The 22,215-nt window shown below is 69.3% G+C and carries 20 protein-coding genes; 9 read left to right on the top strand and 11 right to left on the bottom strand.

Features of this window, described 5'->3' with window-relative positions; genetic code table 11:
- Positions 1 to 870, top strand: coding sequence for an alpha/beta fold hydrolase BchO (gene bchO, locus EAT49_RS07615; RefSeq protein ID WP_123641695.1), 870 nt, complete (start codon positions 1 to 3; stop codon positions 868 to 870).
- Positions 871 to 962: 92 nt separating this feature from the next.
- Here bchO and EAT49_RS07620 read toward each other — a convergent pair whose 3' ends face one another.
- From EAT49_RS07620 to EAT49_RS07630, 3 genes are all read right to left on the bottom strand, one after another.
- A complete protein-coding gene (locus EAT49_RS07620; protein ID WP_123641696.1) occupies positions 963 to 1,829 on the bottom strand; it encodes a ribokinase in 867 nt (288 codons plus the stop codon).
- Positions 1,830 to 1,966: 137 nt separating this feature from the next.
- A complete protein-coding gene (locus tag EAT49_RS07625) occupies positions 1,967 to 4,222 on the bottom strand; it encodes an NADP-dependent malic enzyme (RefSeq protein WP_123641697.1) in 2,256 nt (751 codons plus the stop codon).
- Positions 4,223 to 4,274: 52 nt separating this feature from the next.
- Complete coding sequence (locus tag EAT49_RS07630; RefSeq protein ID WP_123641698.1) at positions 4,275 to 4,940, bottom strand: YrbL family protein; 666 nt, start codon at positions 4,938 to 4,940, stop codon at positions 4,275 to 4,277.
- Positions 4,941 to 4,994: 54 nt separating this feature from the next.
- Here EAT49_RS07630 and mutS point away from each other — a divergent pair, with 54 nt between their 5' ends.
- A complete protein-coding gene (gene mutS, locus EAT49_RS07635) occupies positions 4,995 to 7,655 on the top strand; it encodes a DNA mismatch repair protein MutS (protein ID WP_246003791.1) in 2,661 nt (886 codons plus the stop codon).
- 325 nt (positions 7,656 to 7,980) lie between these two features.
- Here mutS and EAT49_RS07640 read toward each other — a convergent pair whose 3' ends face one another.
- Entirely contained in the window at positions 7,981 to 8,574 is a 594-nt protein-coding gene (locus EAT49_RS07640; RefSeq protein ID WP_123641699.1) for a nucleotide exchange factor GrpE, read from the bottom strand.
- Positions 8,575 to 8,584: 10 nt separating this feature from the next.
- A complete protein-coding gene (hrcA, locus tag EAT49_RS07645) occupies positions 8,585 to 9,619 on the bottom strand; it encodes a heat-inducible transcriptional repressor HrcA (RefSeq protein ID WP_425459517.1) in 1,035 nt (344 codons plus the stop codon).
- A 150-nt stretch (positions 9,620 to 9,769) separates the two neighbouring features.
- Between hrcA and rph the strand changes: the two genes are divergently transcribed.
- The 3 genes from rph to hemW are packed head-to-tail and all read left to right on the top strand — an operon-like array spanning position 9,770 to position 12,232.
- Positions 9,770 to 10,480, top strand: a complete 711-nt coding sequence (gene rph / locus EAT49_RS07650; RefSeq protein WP_123641701.1) for a ribonuclease PH — start codon at positions 9,770 to 9,772, stop codon at positions 10,478 to 10,480.
- Complete coding sequence (gene rdgB / locus EAT49_RS07655) at positions 10,477 to 11,088, top strand: RdgB/HAM1 family non-canonical purine NTP pyrophosphatase (RefSeq protein WP_123641702.1); 612 nt, start codon at positions 10,477 to 10,479, stop codon at positions 11,086 to 11,088. Before rph ends, rdgB begins: the two co-directional genes overlap by 4 nt.
- Positions 11,081 to 12,232 (top strand): radical SAM family heme chaperone HemW, encoded by a 1,152-nt coding sequence (gene hemW, locus EAT49_RS07660; protein WP_123641703.1) that lies wholly within the window; start codon positions 11,081 to 11,083, stop codon positions 12,230 to 12,232. The genes rdgB and hemW overlap by 8 nt, the downstream gene beginning before the upstream one ends.
- On the opposite strand, the gene EAT49_RS07665 is transcribed toward hemW, so the two are convergent.
- Genes EAT49_RS07665 through rho form a run of 6 tightly spaced genes read right to left on the bottom strand, consistent with a single transcriptional unit; the run spans position 12,229 to position 18,995 of the window.
- The gene (locus EAT49_RS07665) at positions 12,229 to 13,116 is read right to left on the bottom strand and encodes a ParB/RepB/Spo0J family partition protein (protein WP_123641704.1); all 888 of its coding nucleotides are present in this window, start codon (positions 13,114 to 13,116) and stop codon (positions 12,229 to 12,231) included. The two genes, hemW and EAT49_RS07665, sit on opposite strands and share 4 nt — an antisense overlap.
- A gap of 13 nt (positions 13,117 to 13,129) precedes the next feature.
- Positions 13,130 to 13,921 carry a ParA family protein gene (locus tag EAT49_RS07670; protein ID WP_123641705.1) on the bottom strand — a complete coding sequence of 264 codons (792 nt, stop codon included), beginning with the start codon at positions 13,919 to 13,921 and terminating at the stop codon, positions 13,130 to 13,132.
- A complete protein-coding gene (locus tag EAT49_RS07675) occupies positions 13,914 to 14,537 on the bottom strand; it encodes a 16S rRNA (guanine(527)-N(7))-methyltransferase RsmG (protein WP_342773822.1) in 624 nt (207 codons plus the stop codon). The genes EAT49_RS07670 and EAT49_RS07675 overlap by 8 nt, the downstream gene beginning before the upstream one ends.
- Positions 14,534 to 16,408, bottom strand: a complete 1,875-nt coding sequence (gene mnmG, locus EAT49_RS07680; protein ID WP_123641706.1) for a tRNA uridine-5-carboxymethylaminomethyl(34) synthesis enzyme MnmG — start codon at positions 16,406 to 16,408, stop codon at positions 14,534 to 14,536. The genes EAT49_RS07675 and mnmG overlap by 4 nt, the downstream gene beginning before the upstream one ends.
- A 3-nt stretch (positions 16,409 to 16,411) precedes the next feature.
- Complete coding sequence (gene mnmE / locus EAT49_RS07685) at positions 16,412 to 17,692, bottom strand: tRNA uridine-5-carboxymethylaminomethyl(34) synthesis GTPase MnmE (RefSeq protein WP_123641707.1); 1,281 nt, start codon at positions 17,690 to 17,692, stop codon at positions 16,412 to 16,414.
- A 28-nt stretch (positions 17,693 to 17,720) separates the two neighbouring features.
- Positions 17,721 to 18,995, bottom strand: coding sequence for a transcription termination factor Rho (gene rho / locus EAT49_RS07690; RefSeq protein ID WP_123641708.1), 1,275 nt, complete (start codon positions 18,993 to 18,995; stop codon positions 17,721 to 17,723).
- 507 nt (positions 18,996 to 19,502) lie between these two features.
- Here rho and EAT49_RS07695 point away from each other — a divergent pair.
- From EAT49_RS07695 to dnaQ, 4 genes are read left to right on the top strand one after another with little or no spacing between them, the layout of a single operon-like run.
- The gene (locus tag EAT49_RS07695; RefSeq protein WP_123641709.1) at positions 19,503 to 20,102 is read left to right on the top strand and encodes a Maf family protein; all 600 of its coding nucleotides are present in this window, start codon (positions 19,503 to 19,505) and stop codon (positions 20,100 to 20,102) included.
- A complete protein-coding gene (locus EAT49_RS07700; RefSeq protein ID WP_123641710.1) occupies positions 20,099 to 20,929 on the top strand; it encodes a shikimate dehydrogenase in 831 nt (276 codons plus the stop codon). The genes EAT49_RS07695 and EAT49_RS07700 overlap by 4 nt, the downstream gene beginning before the upstream one ends.
- Positions 20,926 to 21,528 carry a dephospho-CoA kinase gene (coaE, locus tag EAT49_RS07705; protein ID WP_123641711.1) on the top strand — a complete coding sequence of 201 codons (603 nt, stop codon included), beginning with the start codon at positions 20,926 to 20,928 and terminating at the stop codon, positions 21,526 to 21,528. The genes EAT49_RS07700 and coaE overlap by 4 nt, the downstream gene beginning before the upstream one ends.
- Positions 21,521 to 22,213, top strand: a complete 693-nt coding sequence (gene dnaQ, locus EAT49_RS07710; RefSeq protein WP_123641712.1) for a DNA polymerase III subunit epsilon — start codon at positions 21,521 to 21,523, stop codon at positions 22,211 to 22,213. The genes coaE and dnaQ overlap by 8 nt, the downstream gene beginning before the upstream one ends.
- Positions 22,214 to 22,215 lie beyond the last annotated feature (2 nt).

The following is a 22,215-nucleotide window of genomic DNA, read 5'->3' on the forward strand; positions in this document are numbered from 1 at the left end:
GTGCGCTGGCCCGAGGACGCGCAGGGCTGGCCGCTGACAAAGCATTCGCGCTTCGTGCTGTGCCGGCCGCACCGCTGGCATGTGCAGGAGGCGGGAACCGGCCCGACGCTGGTCCTGATCCACGGCGCGGGCGGCGCGACGCAGAGCTGGCGCGGGCTCTTCCCGCGGCTGGCGGACTCCTTCCATGTCGTGGCGGTGGACCTGCCGGGCCAGGGCTTCAGCCAGTGCGGCGCCCGCGCGCGGCTGGGCCTCGACGGGGTCGCGGAGGATCTGGGGGCGCTGCTGGCCCGGGAGGGCTGGCGGCCCGCGGCGCTCATCGGCCATTCGGCGGGCGCCGCCGTGGCCTTGCGGATGGCTCTGACCGAGCCGGTGCCGGTCCTGGCGATCAATCCCGCACTGCAGAACTTCCGCGGCGCCGCGGGCTGGCTGTTTCCGATGCTGGCGAAGGTGCTGGCGCTGAATCCGTTCAGCGCCTCGCTGTTCACGGGCACGGTGACCCGGTCGACCGTGCGGCGACTCATTGAGGGCACGGGCTCCCGTCTCGGGCCGGAGGGGCTCGATCTCTACTACCGGCTGGTCCGGGACCGCGGCCATGTGGACGGGGTGCTCGGGATGATGTCGCAATGGTCCCTGGAGGGTCTCCTGGCCCGCCGCGACCGGATCGGAAGCCCGGTGCGCTGTCTCGTCGGGCTGGCGGATGGCGCCGTGCCCCCCGCTTCGGTGCGAGCGGGCGTGGCGGGTCTTCGCGATGTCGCTGTCGAGGAATGGGACGGTCTCGGGCACCTGATGCACGAGGAAGCGCCGGACCGGGTGGCGGACTGGGTGCGGCGGACCATGGCGGCCCTGCCCCCGGGGACCGGCATCGCCTGACCGCGCCCCGCCATCGCTTTTTCTGGCCGGAAATATCCCGGGGGTGAACGCCGAAAGCTCGCGGCTTTCGGCGGAGGGGGCAGCGCCCCCAGCTACGGCCGGAACTCCTGTACCTCGAGAAGGTCGGGGATCACGTCCGCCGTGCCCTTTCGGGTGACCATGAGCGCGGCGGCGCGGATCGCCTGGCCTATGGCCTGCGGCATGGGCTGGCCCCGGTCGAGACCCCCGAGCAGATAGCCAGTGAAGGTGTCGCCCGCGCCGGTGGTATCGACGGGGGTCACCGGGATCGCGTCGAAATGCAGGATGTCGGGGCCCCGGACCCAGTCGCAGCCGCGGGCGCCGAGCGTGACGATCACGTCCCGCACGGGCAGGTCCGAGGGCCCCTGTCCGGTCGCCTCGCGCAGTTGCTCGGCCTCGACCGCGTTCAGAACCAGGAGGTCGGCGTGGGGCAGCATCGCGCGGGTCGCGGCGGCGTCGAAGGGCGCGGCGGCATAGGCGACGGACAGCCCCATGTCGCGGGCGATGCGGGCGCCCTCCTCCTGCATGTTGGTCTCGTTCTGGGTGACGAAGAGGTCGCCGGTGCGGGCCTCCGACAGGGCGCTCTGCAGCATCTCGAGCGGGATCTCGCGGTTGGCGCCGGGCCAGAGGGTGATGGCATTCTCACCGTTGCTGTCGACGGTAATGACCGCGTGACCGGTCCCCTGGGCGGTGCGGGCGATGAAGCGGGTGTCGACGCCCATCTCCGTCAGGCGCAGGACGATCCAGTCGCCGTCCGCGCCCAGCGCGCCGATATGCTTCACCTGCGCGCCGGAGCGGGCCAGCGCCACGGACATGTTGGCGCCCTTTCCCCCGAGATAGTGCCGCTTTTCCGTGGCCGCCAGCGTCTCGCCCGGGCCGGGGATATGCGGGACGGAATAGACGATGTCCTCGTTGATCGAGCCGAGGTTCCAGACGGCCATGGCGGGGCTCCTTTCCGACGCTGGCGGGAGGGTAGCGGGGTTCGTCCGGGGGCGCCACGGCGGGCCGGGCGGAGGGTGGGTCGAAAACCCACCCTACGGTCACCCGGGTAGGGCGGGTTTTCAACCCACCCCGCCCCTCAGTCGATGTTGCAGGCCGCGATCACCGCCATGTTGAGGATGTCGTTCACCGTCGAGACGGTGGAACAGATCTGGATCGGCTTGTGCACGCCCGACAGGATCGGGCCGATCACCGTGGCGCCGCCCATCTCCTGCAACAGCTTGACCGAGATCGACGCCGAATGCCGCGCGGGCACCACCAGCACGTTCGCGGGGCCGGTGAGCCGCGAGAATGGATAGGCCTCGGCGGAGCGCGGGTTCAGGGCCACGTCCACGGCCATCTCGCCCTCGTATTCGAAATCGACCCCCCGCTCGTCGAGCACCCGGGGCGCGGCGTGCATCTTCGCCGCCCGTTCGGACACCGGATAGCCGAAGGTCGAGAAGCTGACGAAGGCCACGCGCGGCACGAGCCCGAAGGCCCGGGCGACCGACGCGCCGCGTTCGGCGATGTCGGCGAGGTCGTTCTCGTCGGGCCATTCATGGACGAGGGTGTCGGCGATCAGCACGATCCGGCCCCGCGCGAGAACCGCCGTCACGCCCACTGCGCCGTCGTGGGGCGCCGCGTCGTAGACATGGTTGATCAGCTCGAGCACATGGGCCGACTTGCGCGTGGCGCCGGTCACCATCCCGTCGGCATGTCCGTGCGCCAGCATCAGCGCCGCGAAGACGTGGCGGTCGCGGGCGGCGAGGCGGTGGACGTCCTGCTGGTCGATGCCCTTGCGCTGCAGCCGCTGGTAGAGGAAGGCCTTGTAGGTCTCGAGATGGGCAGTGTTGGCCGCGTTGACAACGGTCAGCTCGCGCACGGCGTCGCCCAGCCCCTCGGCCTCCAGCTTCTTCTTCACGTCGTCCTCGCGGCCCACCACGAGAGCCTGGCCGAAGCCGTTCCGCTGATAGGCCACCGCCGCGCGCAGGACGCGGGGATCGTCCCCTTCGGCGAAGACCACGGTGGCCTGGGCCGCGCGGGCGCGGTTGTTGAGGCTGCGCAGGATGCTGGCGGTCGGGTCCATCCGGCCCTTGAGGCCGGTCTCGTAGGCGTCCATGTCCACGATCGGACGGCGCGCGACGCCGGTGTCCATGCCCGCGCGCGCCACGGCGGGCGGGATGCGGTGGATCAGCCGCGGATCGAAGGGCGTGGGGATGATGTAGTCGCGGCCGAAGGTCAGTTTCCGGCCATAGGCCAGCGCCACCTCGTCGGGCACCTCCTCGCGGGCAAGCTCGGCGAGGGCGCGGGCGCAGGCCAGCTTCATCTCGTCGTTGATGGCGCGGGCGTGGATGTCGAGTGCGCCGCGGAAGAGATAGGGAAACCCCAGCACGTTGTTGACCTGGTTCGGATAGTCGCTGCGCCCGGTGGCGACGATGGCGTCGACGCGGACGGCGTGGGCCTCTTCGGGGGTGATCTCGGGATCGGGGTTCGCCATGGCGAAGATGACCGGGTTGTCGGCCATGCTCTCGACCATCGCGGGCGTGACCGCGCCCTTGACCGACACGCCGAGGAACACGTCCGCGCCATTCATCGCCTCTTCGAGGGAGCGCAGGTCGGTTCTGACGGCGTGGGCCGATTTCCACTGGTTCATGCCCTCGGTGCGGCCCTGGTAGATGACGCCCTTGGTGTCGCAGACGATGCAGTTGTCGTGCCGCGCGCCCATGGCCTTCAGAAGCTCGATGCAGGCGATGCCCGCCGCACCGGCGCCGTTGAGGACGATCTTCACGTCCTCGATCTTCTTTCCCGACAGGTGCAGCGCGTTCATCAGCCCGGCGGCACAGATCACGGCGGTGCCGTGCTGGTCGTCGTGGAAGACGGGAATGTCCATCTCTTCCTTGAGGCGCTGCTCGATGATGAAGCATTCGGGCGCCTTGATGTCCTCGAGGTTTATCCCGCCGAAGGTCGGTCCCAGAAGCCGCACCGCCTCGCAGAAGGCGTCGGGATCCTCGGTGGCGATCTCGAGGTCGATGGAGTTGACGTCGGCGAAGCGCTTGAAGAGCACCGACTTGCCTTCCATCACCGGCTTGGAGGCCAGCGCGCCGATGTTGCCGAGGCCCAGCACGGCGGTGCCGTTCGAAATGACGGCGACGAGGTTGCCCTTGTTGGTGTAGTCGTAGGCGGTCTCGGGCCGGTCGCGGATTTCCTCGCAGGGGACGGCCACGCCGGGGGAGTAGGCGAGGCTCAGGTCCCGCTGGGTCGTCATCGGGACGGTGGCGTTGACCTCCCACTTGCCCGGTACGGGCTCCATGTGGAACGTCAGTGCGTCCTCCCGCGTCAGCCTCTGCTTCGTCATCGTCCCCTCCCAAGAACTTCTTGTGCGGAAAAGTCAGGTGCGACGGGCCATGTCAATGGGCGGGGGCAAAGCTGCGCCGGTGATCGTCCCACCTCAGGCCCAGTCGGCTGGCGTAGCGCCGGAACTCGTGGCCGTTGGCGAGGCGGTTCAGACGGTCGGACCAGCTGCGCACCGGGATCGCGTGGATGTCGCCCACGCCATCCACCAGAACGAACTGGCGCTCGCCGCCCCGGTCTCCGAGGACGAAGTTCTTCGGGTTGAGATCGCTGGCGCGCAGGTTCCAGCGGTCGATGCGCCCGACTACATCGTTGAGCAGGGCGATGAGCGGCGCGTCGAGGGCCTTCTCCTCCGCCAGGGTCCGCAGCGTCGGTCCGAGGGCGCGGTTGCCGAGGGTGATCCGCTCCACCTCGAGGGCCCAGCCGAGGTCGGTCTCCACATAGCCGTAGGAACGCGAGAAGGGCGGAGCGCCTGCATCGTCGGGCGCGCGGAGGAAGGCCCGGGCCTGTTCGGCCTGTTCGGCACGCGACGACCGCAGGTCCACAGAGCTCAGGACCGCCCGCGACAGTCGGCGCAGGCTGAGGCGGCGACGGGGCGGGCGCACGTCGAGCACCTTCAGCAGCCGATCCGCGTGGAGAGGATGAAGATAGACACGCCGCTCCGCCCCGCGGGCCACAGGCGGAATGCCGGAGAGGCGGAGGGGTGCATCCCCGTGAGACATTCACTAGACCATGCGAGACCTTCAGGGTCCTGAGCTTGGGTAACGCGCGATGCAATGCAACAGTTTCGTGACGGCAACGCCATGACCGCCCCGGTCACGCCGATGATGGCGCAGTATCTCGACATCAAGGCCCAGCACCCCGACGCGCTGCTGTTCTACCGGATGGGCGATTTCTACGAGATGTTCTTCGACGATGCCGTGGCGGCCGCCGAGGCGCTGGACATCGCGCTGACGAAGCGGGGCAAGCATCTGGGCGAGGACATCGCCATGTGCGGCGTGCCCGTGCACTCCGCCGAGGGCTATCTGCTGACGCTGATCCGCAAGGGGTTCCGCGTCGCGGTGGCGGAACAGCTCGAGGACCCGGCGGAGGCGAAGAAACGCGGCTCGAAATCCGTGGTGAAGCGGGACGTGGTGCGTCTGGTGACGCCCGGCACGCTGACCGAGGACGGGCTTCTGGATGCGCGGCGGCACAATTTCCTGGCCGCCTACGCCGAGGTGCGGGACGGCGCCGCGCTGGCCTGGGTGGATATCTCCACGGGTGCCCTGTGGGTCGCGCCCTGCAGCCGGATGCGGCTGGGACCTGAACTCGCGCGGCTCGGCGCGCGGGAGCTTCTGCTGCCCGAGGCGCTGGAGCGGGATCTGCGGGCACTTGGGGAGGATCTGGGCGCCGCGGTGACGCCGCTCGCCGGCACGTCCTTCGATTCCACGGGCGGCGCGCGGCGGCTGGCGGAGGTGTTCCGGGTGGAGACGCTGGACGGGTTCGGCACCTTCGGCCGGGCGGAGGTGTCTGCGCTCGCGGGGCTCGTGGATTACATCGAGATCACCCAGCGCGGAAAGTTGCCGCTCCTGCAGCCACCGCAGAGGGAGGCGGAGCGGGCGGCGATACAGATCGACGCCGCGACCCGGCGGTCGCTGGAGCTGACGCGCGGCACGGACGGCGGGCGCGCGGGCTCGCTTCTGGCCGCGGTGGACCGGACGGTGACGGCCGCCGGCGCCCGGCTGCTGGAGCGGCGGGTCGCGGCGCCCTCGTGCCGGCTGGAGGACATCCGCGCGCGGCAGGAGGCGGTGAGCTGGGCGGTGGAGACGCCCGACCTCGCCGACCGGCTGCGCGAGAGGCTGCGGCGGGTTCCCGACGTGGACCGGGCGCTGTCTCGGCTGGGGCTGGAACGGGGTGGACCGAGAGACCTCGCCGCCGTGCGGGCGGCACTGGAGCAGGCGGCGGAGATCGCGGCGCTGCTGGAGGGGGCGACGCTGCCGGGGCTGCTGGCGGAGGCGCTGGGCGATCTGGTGGGACAGGGGGCGCTGACGGAGCTGCTGGAGGCGGCGCTGGTGGCCGAGCCTCCCCTTCTGGCGCGCGACGGCGGCTTTGTCGCCCCGGGCCATGACGAGGAGCTGGACGAGGCGCGCAGGCTCCGGGACGAGGGCCGGTCGGTCATTGCCGGGATGCAGGCGGATCTTGCCGAGGAGGCGGGGGTTCCGGGGCTGAAGATCAAGCACAACAACGTGCTGGGCTATTTCGTGGAGGTCACCTCCACCCATGTCGAGAAGATGCAGGCGCTGGGCGAGCGGTTCATCCACCGTCAGACCACGGCGAACCAGTATCGCTACACGACGGTGGAGTTGTCGGAGCTGGAGACCCGCATCCTGAACGCGGGCGGGCGGGCACTGGAGATCGAGCGGCGCATCTTCGGGGAGCTGACGCGCGCGGTGCTTGCCGAGGCGCCCCGGTTGATGTCTCTTGCACGGGCGCTGGCGGAGATCGACCTTGCCGCCGGACTGGGGGACTTGGCGCGGGCGCGGGACTGGTGCCGGCCGGTGGTGGAGGAGGGCACCGCCTTCGAGATCCGCGGCGGGCGTCATCCGGTGGTGGAGGAGGCGCTGCGGCGGGCGGGCGATCCGTTCGTGGCCAACGACTGCGACCTGACGGAGGCGCGGATCCACCTGCTGACGGGTCCGAACATGGCGGGCAAGTCGACCTACCTGCGGCAGAACGCGCTGATCGCGGTGCTGGCGCAGATGGGGGCCTGGGTGCCCGCGGAATCGGCGCGGGTCGGGATCGTGAGCCAGCTCTTCAGCCGGGTGGGCGCGTCGGACGACCTGGCGCGGGGGCGGTCGACCTTCATGGTGGAGATGGTGGAGACGGCCGCGATCCTGAACCAGGCGGACGAGGGGGCGCTGGTGATCCTCGACGAGATCGGGCGGGGGACCTCCACCTATGACGGACTGTCGATCGCCTGGGCGACGCTGGAGCATCTGCAGGGGGTGAACCGGTGCCGGGCTCTTTTCGCCACCCATTACCACGAGCTGGCGCAGCTGGCGGGCAAGCTGGAGGGGGTCGAGAACGCGACCGTCACGGTGAAGGAATGGGAGGGGGAGGTCGTCTTTCTGCACGAGGTGCGGCGGGGGACGGCGGACCGGTCCTACGGCGTGCAGGTGGCGCGGCTGGCAGGTCTGCCGGCGGCGGTGGTGGACCGGGCACGGGTGGTGCTCGAGGCGCTGGAGAAAGGGGAGCGGGAGAGCGGTGGCAGGGGGGCCGCGGTGATCGACGATCTGCCCCTGTTCACGGCGGCTCCTCCGCCGTTACCGGCGGCGTCGCGGGCGGGGCCTTCGAAGGTCGAGGCGCGGCTGGGGGAGGTCCTGCCGGACGAGCTGTCGCCGCGGGAGGCGCTGGAACTCGTCTATGAATTGAAGGGGCTTCTGGGGCGGGACCGGTAGGGCGTCCACGCGTGGACAGTGGGGCAGGTGATTGATATTTCTGTGTTCTCCGGACGGAACGGTTTCGGGACGGTGGGGTCACGGGATCTTTGCCGGGTCGTGCCATCGGGTGCCGCGACGAACAGGCCCGACCGAGGGGGGGGGTCGGGCCAGCGTCGTGGTGGGGTCGTGGTGGGTTGGAAACCCACCCTACGGGGGGGGTAGGGTGGGTTTTCAACCCACCATCCGCGGACCCGGTCAGGGCGTAGGGTGGGGTTTCAACCTACCGTCCCCGGGACCGCTCAGGGCGTAGGGTGGAGTTTCAACCCGCCGTCCCCGAAGCGGGTCAGCCCGCGGGCATGGAGCTGACGCCGACCTGCGCGGGGCGCAGGAGGCGGTCGTGGAGCATGAAGCCCACGGCGGCGACCTGGATGATGTCGCCGGCCTTCGTGCCGGGCAGAGGCGCCTCGAACATGGCCTGGTGAACCTGCGGATCGAAGCGGTCGCCGACCTCCGGCGCGATGGGCTCGATCCCGTGTTTCTTGAACACGTTCAGAAGCTCCTTCATCGTCAGCTCCACGCCCTCGAGCAGCGCCTTCGAGACCTCGCGGCTTTCGTCGTTGGCGGTCTCGAGCGCGCGGCTGAGGCTGTCGAAGACCGGCAGCATGTCGCGCGCCAGCTTCGTTCCGCCGTAATGCTCCGCCTCGCGGCGGTCGCGGTCGGCCCGCTTGCGGACGTTCTCGGCCTCGGCCAGCGCCCGCACGAAACGGTCTTTGAATTCGTCCCTCTCGGCGCGCAGGGCCTCGAGTTCGCCGCCGCCCTCTGCGGGCGCCTCCTCCTCCGGGCCGGTCTCCGCGACACCGTCGGTCGGCTGGGCGTCGCCGCGCAGCTCCGCGGCGACCTCGTCCATGAATTCCTGCTCGCTCTTCGGCTTGGCCATGTCTGTTCCTTCACGCGCGGTCGGAAATGAGGCGCCCGACCAGCTGGGCTGTATAATCCACGATTGGCACGATCCGGCCGTAGTTCAGCCGGGTCGGCCCGATCACGCCGACGGCGCCGACGATCTTGCGGTCGGCGTTCATATATGGAGAAACGACGAGAGAGGAACCCGTCAGCGAAAAGAGCTTGTTCTCCGACCCGATGAAGATGCGCACGCCGTCGCCTTCCTCGGTCAGGTCGAGGAATTCGGCGATGTCGCGCTTGCGCTCGAGATCGTCGAAGAGCTCCCTGATCCTCTCGAGGTCCTCGGCCTCGGTTTCTCCGGTCAGGAGATTGCCGCGTCCGCGGACGATGAGCCGCTCCGTGGCCTCCCCCTTGTCCTGCCAGAGCACCAGCCCCTGTTCCACGAGATCGGCGGCCAGCGCGTCGATCTGCTGACGGCGCGCGGCGATCTCGCGGCGCATGACGTCCGCCAGTTCCGAAAGCGTCCGGCCCTCGGCCAGCGCGTTGATGAAATTGGCGGCCTCGCGCATGGACGAGGGCGTCTGGCCGGGCGGAGGGGTGAAGACGCGGTTCTCCACATGGCCGTCGGCGAAGACGAGCACGACCAGCGCGCGGTCCTGGGCGAGGCTGACGAACTCGACATGCTTGACCGGCGCGGCGCGTTTCGGGGCAAGCACGAGGCTCGCGCCGCGCGTGAGGCCGGAGAGGGCCTGTCCGACGCTGTCGAGAAGGCCGGCCACGTCGCTGGTGTTCGAGCCCAGGGTCGCGTCGATCTTCTCGCGGTCCTCACCGGCGAGATCGCCGAGCTCCAGCAGGCCGTCCACGAAGAGGCGCAGACCCAGTTGCGTCGGCACCCGGCCGGCGCTGACATGGGGACTGCCGAGCAGGCCCAGGTACTCGAGATCCTGCATGACGTTGCGGATCGTCGCGGCGGAGACCTGTTCGGACATGCTGCGGGTCAGCGTGCGGGAGCCCACGGGCGCACCGGTGTCGAGATAGCTTTCGACCACCCGGCGAAACACTTCGCGCGAGCGGTCGTTCATCTCGTCGATCAGGGTGGTCTTGTCTGTCACGTCCGGTTTCCGGAGAACGGGCGGCCCAATTAGAACGACCCGCCGGGGGAGGTCAATCGGGGTTGGACTGCGCCCCGCGCCGGGGGTAGGGGAGGCTGAGCGGATCAGGGGAGACGGACGATGCGGCCATCGGGGCGGGCACTGGACGAATTGAGGGCGGTCTCGATCGAGACGGGGGTGACGAAACATGCGGAAGGCTCCTGCCTCGTGCGGATGGGCGACACCCATGTGCTGTGCACCGCGAGCCTCGAGGACCGGCCGCCGCCATTCCTGAAGGGCACGGGTCTCGGCTGGGTCACGGCGGAATACGGGATGCTGCCCCGGTCCACCGGGAGCCGGATGCGGCGTGAGGCGACCGCGGGAAAGCAGGGCGGCCGCACGGTGGAGATCCAGCGGCTGATCGGGCGCAGCCTGCGCGCGGGCGTGGACCGGGTGGCGCTGGGCGAGCGGCAGATCACCGTGGATTGCGACGTGCTGCAGGCCGACGGCGGCACGCGCTGCGCCGCGATCACGGGCGGATGGGTCGCGCTGAAGCTGGCGGTGGGCAAACTGATGAAGGCAGGCGAGGTGCGCACCGATCCGCTGGGCGACCCGGTCTCGGCGGTGAGCTGCGGGATCTACGCCGGCCAGCCGGTGCTGGACCTCGATTACCCGGAGGACAGCGAGGCGGGCGTCGACGGCAATTTCGTGATGGCCGGGAACCGGCTGATCGAGGTGCAGATGTCGGCGGAGGGCGCGACCTTCTCGCGCGGGGAGATGGACCAGCTTCTGGCGCTGGCGGAGGCCGGCTGCGCGGCACTCGCGGAGGCGCAGCGCGCGGCGGTCGCATGACCCGGCGGTTCGACGGAGAGCGGCTGGTCGTCGCCACGCACAACGCGGGCAAGCTGGAGGAGATCGCGGCGCTGCTGGAGCCCTTTGGGGTGGCGTTGACCTCGGCGGGCGATCACGGGCTGATCGAGCCCGAGGAGACGGAAGACACCTTCGTCGGCAATGCGCGGATCAAGGCCCATGCGGCGGCGGGGGCCACCGGCCTGCCGGCGCTCGCGGACGACAGCGGGCTGACGATCGACGCGCTGGGCGGCGATCCGGGCGTCAGGACGGCGGATTGGGCCGAAACAGGGTCTGGCCGGGACTTCGCGCTCGCCATGACCCGCACCTGGAACGCGCTGGAGGAGGTCTCCGCCCCCGAGCCGCGCCGGGCGCAGTTCCGTTGCACGCTGGTGCTGGCCTGGCCCGACGGGCATGACGAGGTGTTCGAGGGCGTCATGCCGGGACGGATCGTCTGGCCGATGCGGGGCGACCAGGGGCACGGGTACGATCCGATCTTCCAGCCGGACGGGCATGAGCTGACCTTCGGCGAGATGGACCGTTGGGAGAAGAACGAGATCAGCCACCGGGCGCGGGCCTTTGCCGCGCTGGTCGAGGGGTGCTTTGGCTGAGGACTGGCAGGCGGGGGGCTTCGGCCTTTACGTGCACTGGCCGTTCTGCCAGGCGAAATGCCCCTATTGCGACTTCAACTCGCATGTCGTGGCGGGGGTGGACCAGGAGCGCTGGGCGAGGGCGCTGGTGGCGGAAATCCGGAGGTACGGGGAGCAGACGGGGCCGAGGGTGCTTGGCAGCGTGTTCTTCGGGGGTGGCACGCCGAGCCTGATGGGGCCGGAGACGGTCGCCGCGGTCCTGGAGGCGGTGCGGGAGACCTGGCCGAGGGCGAACGATCTCGAGGTGACGCTGGAGGCCAATCCGACTTCGGTGGAGGCAGGGCGGTTCCGCGGCTACCGGGATGCGGGCGTCACGCGGGTATCTCTGGGCGTGCAGGCGCTGGATGACGAAAGCCTGCGGCGGCTGGGGCGGCTGCACAGCGCGGACGAGGCGCGGGCGGCGTTCGGGATCGCGCGGGACGTGTTCGAGCGGGTGAGCTTCGACCTGATCTATGCGCGGCAGGATCAGGGGGTGGAGGACTGGCGGCGGGAGCTGGGTGCGGCGCTGGCGCTGGCCGTGGATCACCTGTCGCTCTACCAGCTGACGATCGAGGAAGGCACGGCCTTTGGCGCGCGACATGCGGCGGGGGGCCTGAAGGGATTGCCGGACGAGGATCGGGCGGCGGACCTGTGGGAGGTCACTCAAGAGATGACGGCAGCGGCGGGGATGGCGTCCTATGAGGTGTCGAACCACGCGCGACCAGATGCGGTATGTTACCACAACATGGTGTATTGGCGCTCTGGGGATTACGCAGCGGTCGGGCCGGGGGCGCATGGGCGGCTGACGCTGGACGGGCAGCGTTGGGCCACGGTGGCGCATCGGGCGCCGGGCAAGTGGATGGACGGGGTTGAACGAACCGGGACGGGCGAGGAAGAGCGGACGCCGCTCTCGCACGAGGACCGGCTGACGGAGATGCTGCTGATGGGGCTGCGCCTGCGGGAAGGCGTGGCTGTCGAGCGGCTGGACCGGCTGGGCTGGGACCCTGCGCCCGCGAGGGAACTGGCGGAGGCAGGGTGGCTGCGGTTCGAGGGAGGGCGGCTGGCCGCGACGGCGCAGGCCTGGCCGGTGCTGAACGCGGTGCTGCGGGAGCTGGTGCCCGGTTAACCGCCCGAGAGAGCGCGCAGGAGGTCGTCGAGCTGGCCAAGGTCGGCGTAGCGGATCGAGAGGGTGCCGCCTTCGGTGCCCGGGATATGATCTATGGTGACGCGCATCCCGAGAGCGGCCGCGAGTTCGGCCTCGATCTGGCGGGTGTCGGCATCCTTCTCCGGGGCGGTGCGCCGGGGCTTGGCAGACGTCTGTTCCGGCTTGCGCCGCGCCAGCGCCTCGACCGCTCGGACGGAGAGGCCCTCGCTGACCACGCGGGCGGCGATCGCCTCGGCCTCGTCGTGGCCGACGAGAGCGCGGGCGTGACCCGCGCTCAGGCGGCCTTCGGTCAACAGGTGGCGCACGCTGTCGGGCAAGGTAAGCAGGCGCAAGGCATTGGCGATGTGGCTGCGGCTCTTGCCCAGCGCGGTGGCGAGCTGATCCTGGGTATGGCCGAACCGGTCCATAAGCTGACGATAGCCTGCGGCCTCGTCCACCGGGTTCAGGTCGGCGCGCTGGATGTTCTCGATGATCGCGACCTCGAGCACCTCGGTGTCGTCGAAATCGCGGACGATCACCGGAAGCTCGTGGACCTGCGCCTGCTGCGCCGCGCGCCAGCGGCGCTCGCCCGCGACGATCTCGAAGGCCTCCGGCGTGCGAGGAGAGGGGCGGACGATCAGGGGCTGGATCACCCCCTTCTCGCGGATCGAGGCGGCCAGTTCGGCCAGCGCATCGGCGTTGAAGCTGCGGCGCGGCTGATCCGGGTTCGGGTGGATGCGGTCGATGGGCAGCGTCCGTTCAGGCGCGCGCGGCGCATCTGGCGCAGTCACCGTCGGGCCGACATCGGCCATCAGCGCGGAGAGACCCCGGCCGAGGCCGCGGGACTTGGGGCGGGAATCGGACATGGACGGTCTCCGGTCAGGCGTTTCGGGCGAGCAGTTCGGCGGCCAGGGCGCGGTAGGCCTGGGCGCCGCGGCTGGCCGGATCGTAGTCGAGCACCGGCATGGCGTAGGACGGGGCCTCGGATAGGCGGACGTTGCGCGGAATCACCGTCTCGAACACCAGATCGCCAAGGTTCTCGCGGGCATCCTCCTCGACCTGGCGGGCGAGGTTGTTGCGGGCGTCATGCATGGTGAGGGCGATTCCCTCGATCCGCAGGCCTGGATTGGCGCGCTCGCGAACGTCTCGGATGGTGAGCATGAGCTGGGAGAGGCCCTCGAGGGCGAAGAACTCGCTCTGCAGCGGGACGATCACCGCGTCGGCCGCGACGAAGGCGTTGACGGTGAGGAGGTTGAGCGAGGGCGGGCAGTCGATCAGCACATAGTCGTAGGACCGGCCGACCGGGGTTTGCAGGGCGGTTTGCAGCAGGTAGATGCGGCGTTCGTTGGCCACGAGGTCGATATCGGCGGAGGCAAGATCGGTCGTCGCGGGGATGATGGCGAGATTGGCCACATTCGTGGACTGCACGGCGTCGGCGAGCGGCGCGCCGGCCATCAGGATGTCGTAGGTGGTCGTCTGACGCGCCCCGAGGTCGATGCCGAGGCCGGTCGACGCGTTGCCCTGGGGGTCGATGTCGATGATCAGCACCTTCTGCCCGGTCGCGGCCAAGGCGGCCCCCAGGTTGATCGCCGTCGTGGTCTTTCCCACGCCGCCTTTCTGGTTGGCGACAGCAAAGATCCGGGGCACCTGGGGTCGGCTCGGGTCAGACACGGACGATCCTTTCGATCCTGAGAATGGCGGCTTCGGGATCGGTGATACTGCGGGTTTCGGAGAGGGCAAAGTCCCAGTTGGCCCTTGCCTCGTCTATTTCGGGGGCACGGGCGCGGCCCTTGGGCAGAAGGGCGATTCCCTCGGCGGCAAGGTGCCGGTCGGCGAAGCCGAGGAGGCGCGTCAGGGGGGCAAGGGCGCGGGCGGAGACGATTGCGGCGTTGTGCGGAGGCAGGGCCTCCGCGCGGTCGGTGCGGACCTCGGCGTCGAGACCGAGCGTCCGGATGGCGGTGCGCAGGAACGTGGCCTTGCGCGTATCGCTTTCCACCAGCGTAACCAGGGTATCGGGGGAATGCTCTGCAAGAATCGTGGCGACGACGAGACCGGGGAAACCGGCGCCGCTGCCAAGGTCGAGCCAGGGACCGGCCGGGCGCGGGGCGAGGGGGACAAGCTGCGCCGAATCGCGGATATGTCGGTTCCAGATGTCGGCGCGGCTGTCGGGGGCGATCAGGTTGATCCGCCGCGTCCACTTGTCGACAAGATCCTCAAGCGACGCGAGACGCTCCAGTGTTTCACGTGAAACATCGAGGCCCGGGACGCCGAGTTCGCGCAGGCTCACGAGGTTTTCGCGAGTTCGGCGCGGCGGATGCGGGCGAGGATCAGCAGGAGCGCCGCCGGCGTCATGCCGTCGATGCGGGAGGCGTGGGCGAGTGTCGCGGGCCGCGCGGCGGAGAGCTTTCCGGCCAGTTCCCTGGAAAGGCCCTCGATGGCAGCATAGTCCATCCAGTCGGGGATCACGCGGTCCTCGTCGCGGTTGAGCGCCTCGACGTCCTTTTGCTGGCGCTCGATGTATTGCGCATAGAGTGCGTCACGCTTCAGCTGGTCGCGGATATCGGGCGCGATGTCGGCGAGGTCGGGGGCGAGGATCAGCAGCCCGTCGAACTCCAGATCGACGAGGGTCAGAGCCTCCACCCCCGAGCGGGGCGGTCCCTCGGCATTGAGGCGCACGCCCATCGCGGCGATGTCGCGGGCGGGCAGGCGAAGGGCGGACAGGCGGGCGCGGCCAGCCTCGAGCGCCGTCCGTTTCTCCTCGAACGCCTGCCAGCGGGTCTCGCCGACGCAGCCGATCTGGCGGCCCCAGGCGGTCAGGCGCTGATCGGCATTGTCGGCACGCAAGGAGAGCCGGAATTCCGCGCGGGAGGTGAACATGCGGTAGGGCTCGCTCACGCCGCGGGTGACGAGATCGTCGATCATCACGCCGATGTAGCTGCTGGTACGGCTGAAGGTGACCGGCGCCGTGCCGCGCGCCTGCGCAGCGGCGTTGAGGCCGGCGACGAGGCCCTGGGCGGCGGCCTCCTCGTAGCCCGTGGTGCCGTTGATCTGACCGGCGAGGTAAAGGCCCCGCGTTGCGCGGAGTTCCAGCGTGGGCTGAAGCGCGCGGGGATCGACGTAATCGTACTCGATGGCATAGCCGGGCTGGAGGATCTCCGCCTCCTCGAGCCCCTCGATGGAGCGGACATAGTCCTGCTGCACCTCGGCGGGCAGGGAGGTCGAGATGCCGTTGGGGTAGACGGTGTGATCGTTCAGCCCCTCGGGTTCGAGAAAGACCTGGTGGGAGGTCTTGTCGGCGAAGCGGACGACCTTGTCCTCGATGGAGGGGCAATAGCGCGGGCCGACGCCGCTGATATGGCCGCCATACATGGCAGAGCGGGAGAGGTTCTCGCGGATGATCTCGTGCGTGCGCGCGTTCGTGTGGGTGATGCCGCACGCGATCTGCCGGGCCGTGGGCGCGGTGTTCAGGAAGGAGAAGACGACGGGCGCGTCGTCGCCGGGCTGCATCTCGAGGCGGGACCAGTCGATGGTGCGTCCGTCGAGGCGGGGCGGGGTCCCCGTTTTCAGGCGGCCAAGGGGGAGGCTGAGGGCGTCCATTCGTTCGGCCATGCGGATCGCGGGCGATTCACCCATGCGGCCGCCGGAGCGGGAGACGTCGCCGATGTGGATGACGCCGCGGAGGAAGGTACCGGTGGTCAGGATCACGGCGGAGGCATGGACGCTGGTGCCGTCCGCGAGAAGGACGCCGGCGATGCGGCCGCCTTCGTCGATGAGGTCGACGGCCTCGCCCTCGATCACCTCGATCAGCGGAGCGGCGGAAATCTCCGCCTGCATGGCAGAGCGGTAGAGCGCGCGGTCGGCCTGGGCGCGGGGGCCCTGGACCGCGGGGCCCTTCTTGCGATTGAGGAGGCGGAACTGGATACCCGCCGCGTCGGCCACACGGCCCATGATCCCGTCGAGGGCGTCGATCTCGCGCACGAGATGGCCCTTGCCGAGGCCGCCGATGGCGGGGTTGCAGGACATGACGCCGATGGTATCCCGGGACAGGGTGACGAGGGCGACGCGGACGCCGCAGCGGGCAGCGGCGTGGGCCGCTTCGGTTCCGGCGTGGCCGCCGCCGATCACCACGATGTCGGTGTCATGTTTCACGTGAAACAATCCTCATTTCCCGATGCAGAAGCTGGCGAACACTTCGTCCAGCACCTGCTCCACGTCAACCCGGCCCACGAGCTCGTCAAGGGCGAGGATCGCCTCGCGCAGGCGGTGCGCCAAGAGATCGGGCGTCTGGCCCATGCGATCAAGCCCCTCGATCACGTCGTCCAGGGCGTCTGCCGCGCGGTCCATCGCCGCGCGATGCCGGGCCCGCGACGCGACACCGCTGCCCTGGGCCAGGGGCTCCAGCCGGGCCACGATCTCTGCGATCAACGCGTCGAGGCCCTCGCCCGTCAGACCGGAGACGGCGAGGCCCGGGGCACCGCCCCGGTCCGCCTTGCCGGTCACCACAAGATCGCCTTCGCGCAGTTCCTCCGCCGGCACACCGCCCGGTTCCACGAGATGCACCCGAAGATCGGCCAGCGCCGCCCGGGCGCGGGCACGCTCCATGCCGATCCGCTCCACCTGGTCGCCACCCTCGCGCAGACCGGCGGTGTCAAGTAGCGTCACCGGAAGGCCCGACAGCTCCATCTGCACCTCGATCACGTCGCGGGTGGTGCCCGCAACTTCGGACGTGATCGCTGCCTCCCGCCCGGCCAAAGCATTGAGAAGAGTGGATTTTCCCACGTTCGGCGCACCGAGGATCGCCACCTCGAACCCGTCCCGCACCCGCTCCGCCGCCGCCACGCCCGCGGATTCGCGGCGCAGGTCCCTCAGGACGGTCCCGAGAAGCGTCGCAACCTCGGGTGAGACATCCTCGGGCACGTCCTCGTCCGCGAAATCTATCGTCGCCTCGATCAGGGCGGCCGCCCGCACCAGATCGCGGCGCCAATCCTCCGCCCGCTTGCCGAGTGCACCGGCGAGGGCGCGCATGGCCTGGACGCGCTGGCGTTCGGTCTCGGCGTCGATCAGATCGGCCAGGGCCTCCACCTGAGCGAGATCGAGCCGCCCGGCAAGAAAGGCACGCTGGGTGAATTCCCCCGCAGTCGCGGCACGCAGGCCGGGCAGGGTCCCCAGCACGCGCAACACGGCGGACACCACGGCGGGACTGCCGTGAAGATGGAGCTCCGCCACCTCTTCGCCGGTGAAACTGCCCCCGGCGGCGAAGGTCAGGACCAGCGCCTCGTCCAGCACATCGCCGCCGGACCGGAGCTTGCGCAGGGATCTTCCCGGCCACGGCAGGGCGCCGGCGAGGTTTTCGGCCGCCGCCCGCGCTTCGGGTCCGGAGATGCGGACAACCGCCACCCCCGCCCGTCCGCGCGCGGAGGCCAGTGCAAAGATGGTGTCCATGGCAGAGCCCCCTCCGGGCGATGCCCCGTCAGGTATTCATCGAATCGAAGAACTCGGAGTTGGTCTTGGTCTGCTTCAGCTTCGACAGCAGGAACTCGATCGCATCCGTGGTTCCCATCGGGTTGAGGATGCGGCGCAGGACATAGGTCTTCTGCAGGTCCACCTTGTCCACCAGCAGCTCCTCTTTCCGGGTGCCGGATTTCAGGATGTCCATGGCGGGGAAGACGCGCTTGTCCGCCACCTTGCGGTCGAGCACGATCTCGGAGTTGCCCGTGCCCTTGAACTCCTCGAAGATCACCTCGTCCATCCGGCTGCCGGTGTCGATCAGCGCGGTGGCGATGATCGTCAGGCTGCCGCCTTCCTCAATGTTCCGCGCCGCGCCGAAGAACCGCTTCGGCCGCTGGAGTGCGTTGGCGTCGACGCCGCCGGTGAGCACCTTGCCCGAGGAGGGCACGGTGGTGTTGAAGGCCCGACCGAGCCGCGTGATCGAGTCGAGCAGGATCACCACGTCGCGCTTGTGCTCGACCAGGCGCTTCGCCTTCTCGATGACCATTTCACTGACGGCGACGTGACGCGTCGCGGGTTCGTCGAAGGTGGAGGAGATGACCTCGCCCTTCACGGACCGCTGCATGTCGGTCACCTCTTCGGGCCGCTCGTCGATCAGCAGAACGATCAGGTAGATCTCGGGGTGATTGACCTCGATCGAATGGGCGATGTTCTGCAGGAGCACCGTCTTGCCGGTCCGGGGCGGCGCCACGATCAGGCTGCGCTGTCCCTTGCCGATGGGAGAAACGAGGTCGATGATCCGGGCCGAGCGATCCTTGGTCGCCGCCTCGGTCTCGATCTCCATCTTCAGCCGTTCGTCGGGATAGAGCGGGGTCAGGTTGTCGAAGGCCACCTTGTGGCGGGCCTTCTCGGGATCCTCGAAGTTGATCTTCTCCACCGAGACGAGAGCGAAGTACCTCTCCGCGTCGTTCGGCTCCTGGATCACGCCCTCGACGGTGTCGCCGGTGCGCAGCGAATACTGCCGGATCATGTCGGGACTGACATAGATGTCGTCCGGACCGGGCAGGTAGTTCGCCTCGGGCGAGCGCAGGAAGCCGAACCCGTCCTGCAGCACCTCGAGCACGCCGTCGCCGCCGATCACCCAGTCCTCGTCGGCGCGTTCCTTGAGGATGGCGAACATCATGTCGCCCTTGCGCATCGTCGAGGCGTTCTCGATCTCGAGCTCCTCGGCCATGGACAACAGATCCTTGGGGCTCTTCGCCTTCAGATCGGCGAGGTTCAGGCGGTATTGGGACATCTGGTCGCTCCCGGCCTGGTCCCTGGGACCGGCACATCGCGTAAGAGTGGGGGAAATTCGGGCCCGGACGGGCTTCGTCGCTGCTTAGGCCGGTCCGGAGCTCCTGTCAATTCGCTGCCGGAGGCCCGTGGTTACCTCTCTTCATCTCAGGAAAGAGAAGATCTGATGATGCTGTAAGGAGCTGGGGACAACCGCCGTCTCTCAGATTCTCCACCGTGTTGTCCACCGGGGGATGACCAAAAGTCAGGCAGGCCGGCATTGCAGGGCGCAGAATAATCATTTTATGTCAGAGAGTTGAATGTTGCATGCGGGCCGCGGCTGAGAAACCGCCGCTTGACTTCGCCGGACCCCGGAACCTGTCCACAGGGCGAGTTGTCCTTTGCCCATGGGGACGGGCTGTGGCATGTCGGGGACGGGTCCGGCGCCCGGGGGCCGGAGAGCGGAACCCGGCGCCGGTCCGGCCCCGTTTGTCCGTTTCCATCCCGTCCTCGCCAACAGGTTATCAACATGTCATCCCCCCTCGTTCTCGCGTCCGGGTCGGGCATTCGTGCAACATTGCTGCGGAACGCCGGGCTCACCTTCGACGTGGAGGTGCCCCGGGTGGACGAATCCGCGGTGCGCGATTCGCTGCTGGAGGAGGGAGCTCTGCCCCGGGACATCGCCGATGCGCTGGCCGATCTGAAGGCGGCGAAGGTGGCTGCCCGACGGCCCGGGGCTCTGGTCATCGGCTGCGATCAGGTGCTGGTCCATGACGGCGAGATCCTGTCGAAGCCGGAGACTCCGGACGAGGCGCTGGACCAGTTGCGGCTCCTGTCGGGGCGCAGCCATACGCTCCTGTCGGCGGCGGTGGTCCATGACGAGGGCGGAGCGGTCTGGCGGCATGTGGGAGAGGCGCGGCTGACCATGCGCAGGCCCTCCGAGGACTGGCTCGAGGCCTATGTCGCCCGGAACTGGGAGAGCATCCGCCACTCCGTCGGCGGCTACAAGCTGGAGGAGGAGGGCGTGCAGCTCTTCACCCAGGTCCGTGGCGATCATTTCACCATTCTCGGGATTCCCCTGCTGGAACTCTTGTCCTGGCTGATGCTTCGCGGAACACTCCCGTCATGAGCGAGACTGGCATTCCCCTCGCCGGCGTCATCGGCCATCCGATCGCCCATTCGAGGAGCCCGCAGCTGCACGGGCACTGGCTTTCCCGTTACGGCCTGCGCGGTCATTATGTGCCCATGAACGTGGCGCCGGACGACCTGGCGGAGGTGCTGCGCGCCCTGCCAAGGGCCGGGTTCGCGGGGGTGAACGTCACGATCCCACACAAGCGTGCCGCGCTGGCGCTGGCCGACGAGGTGACGGAGAGCGCGCGGCGGATCGGGGCCGCGAACACGCTGACCTTCGCGGACGGGCGGATTCATGCTGACAATACCGACGGTTACGGGTTTCTTGAGAACCTGCGTCAGGGGGCGCCCGGCTGGGATCCGGCCGCTGGCGCCGCGACGGTCCTGGGGGCTGGGGGCGCGGCGCGGGCGGTGATCGTCGCGTTGATGGATGCGGGCGTGTCGGAGGTCCAGCTGACCAACCGCACCCGGGCCACTGCGGAAGCCCTGCGGGCGGAGCTGGGCGGCCCGATCCGGGTGCGGGACTGGATGCAGGCGGGCGACGCGCTGCGGGATGCGGCGCTGGTCGTGAACACGACCTCGCTGGGGATGACGGGCGGCGGTCCGTTCCTCGTGCCGCTCGATGGCCTGTCGGCCGATGCACTCGTGACGGATCTCGTCTACACCCCTCTTGAAACGCCACTCCTGCGGGGGGCGCGGGACAGGGGATGTCGCACGGTGGATGGGCTGGGGATGCTGCTGCACCAGGGGGTTCCGGGATTCGAGCGCTGGTTCGGCCGGCGGCCGGAGGTGGATGACGCGACGCGGGCGGCGGTGCTGGCATGAGCCCGCGACCCTGGGCCCTGGGGCTGACCGGCTCCATCGGGATGGGCAAGTCCACGACCGCCCGGATGTTTCACGACGAGGGACTGCCCGTCTGGGATGCGGATGCCGCGGTGCACCGCCTCTACGGCGCGGGCGGTCCGGCGGTGGGGCCCATGGAACAGGCCTTTCCCGAGGCGGTGGTGGATGGCGCCGTGTCGCGGCCGGCGCTCAAGCGGCTGATCGCGCGGGATGCGGATGTGCTGCGGAAGGTCGAGGAGCTGGTGCATCCGCTCGTGGCGGCGGACCGGCGCGCCTTTCTCGACACCGCAGAGGCGGAGATCGTCGTGTTCGATGTGCCGCTTCTCTTCGAGACCGGGAGCGAGGGGCAGTTCGACAGCGTGCTGGTGGTCACCGCGCCCCTCGACGTGCAGAAGGACAGGGTCCTGTCGCGGCCTGACATGACCGAGGCCCATTTCGCCGCCATCCTGAGACGCCAGATGCCCGACGCCGAGAAGCGCCGCCGCGCCGATCATGTCATCGAGACGATATCGATGGAGGCCGCGCGGGCGGATGTGCGGGCGCTGATCGCGGAGCTGAAGGAAAGGCGCCGACATGCGTGAGATCGTGCTCGATACCGAGACAACCGGGTTCGAGCCGTCCGAAGGCGACCGGATCGTGGAGATCGGCGCGGTGGAGCTCAATGGTCATGTTCCCACCGGGCGGACCTATCACCAGTATATCAATCCGCAACGCGCGATGCCCGCCGATGCCTTCGCCGTGCACGGGCTGAGCGAGGAATTCCTCGCGGACAAGCCGACGTTCCGGGAGATCGGCCGGGCGTTTCTCGACTTCGTCGGGGATGCGAAACTGGTGATTCACAACGCCGCCTTCGACATGAAGTTCCTGAATGCCGAACTGGGCTGGGCGGGCCTGCCGGGCCTGTCCGAGGACCGGGCCATAGACACGCTGGCCATCGCGCGGCGGCGGTTTCCCGGCTCGCCCGCGTCGCTCGACGCCCTGTGCCGGCGGTTTGCCATCGACAACAGCGCGCGGACACTCCACGGCGCGCTGCTGGACAGCGAGATCCTCGCCGAAGTCTATCTGGAGCTTATCGGCGGTCGGCAGCCGGATTTCGCGCTGACCGCGGCGCAGGGCGGCGGCCGGACGAGCGAGGCAGACGCGACCTGGCGGCCCGGCCCGCGCCCCGAACCGCTGCCGCCCCGGATCACCGCGGAGGAAGCGGCCGCCCATGCCGCTTTTGTCGAAGGCATGGGCGAGGGCGCCCTGTGGAAGAGGTTCGGCTGAAG

This window comes from Histidinibacterium lentulum, assembly GCF_003789055.1.
In the GTDB taxonomy this organism is placed as follows: Bacteria; Pseudomonadota; Alphaproteobacteria; order Rhodobacterales; family Rhodobacteraceae; genus Oceanicola; species Oceanicola lentulus.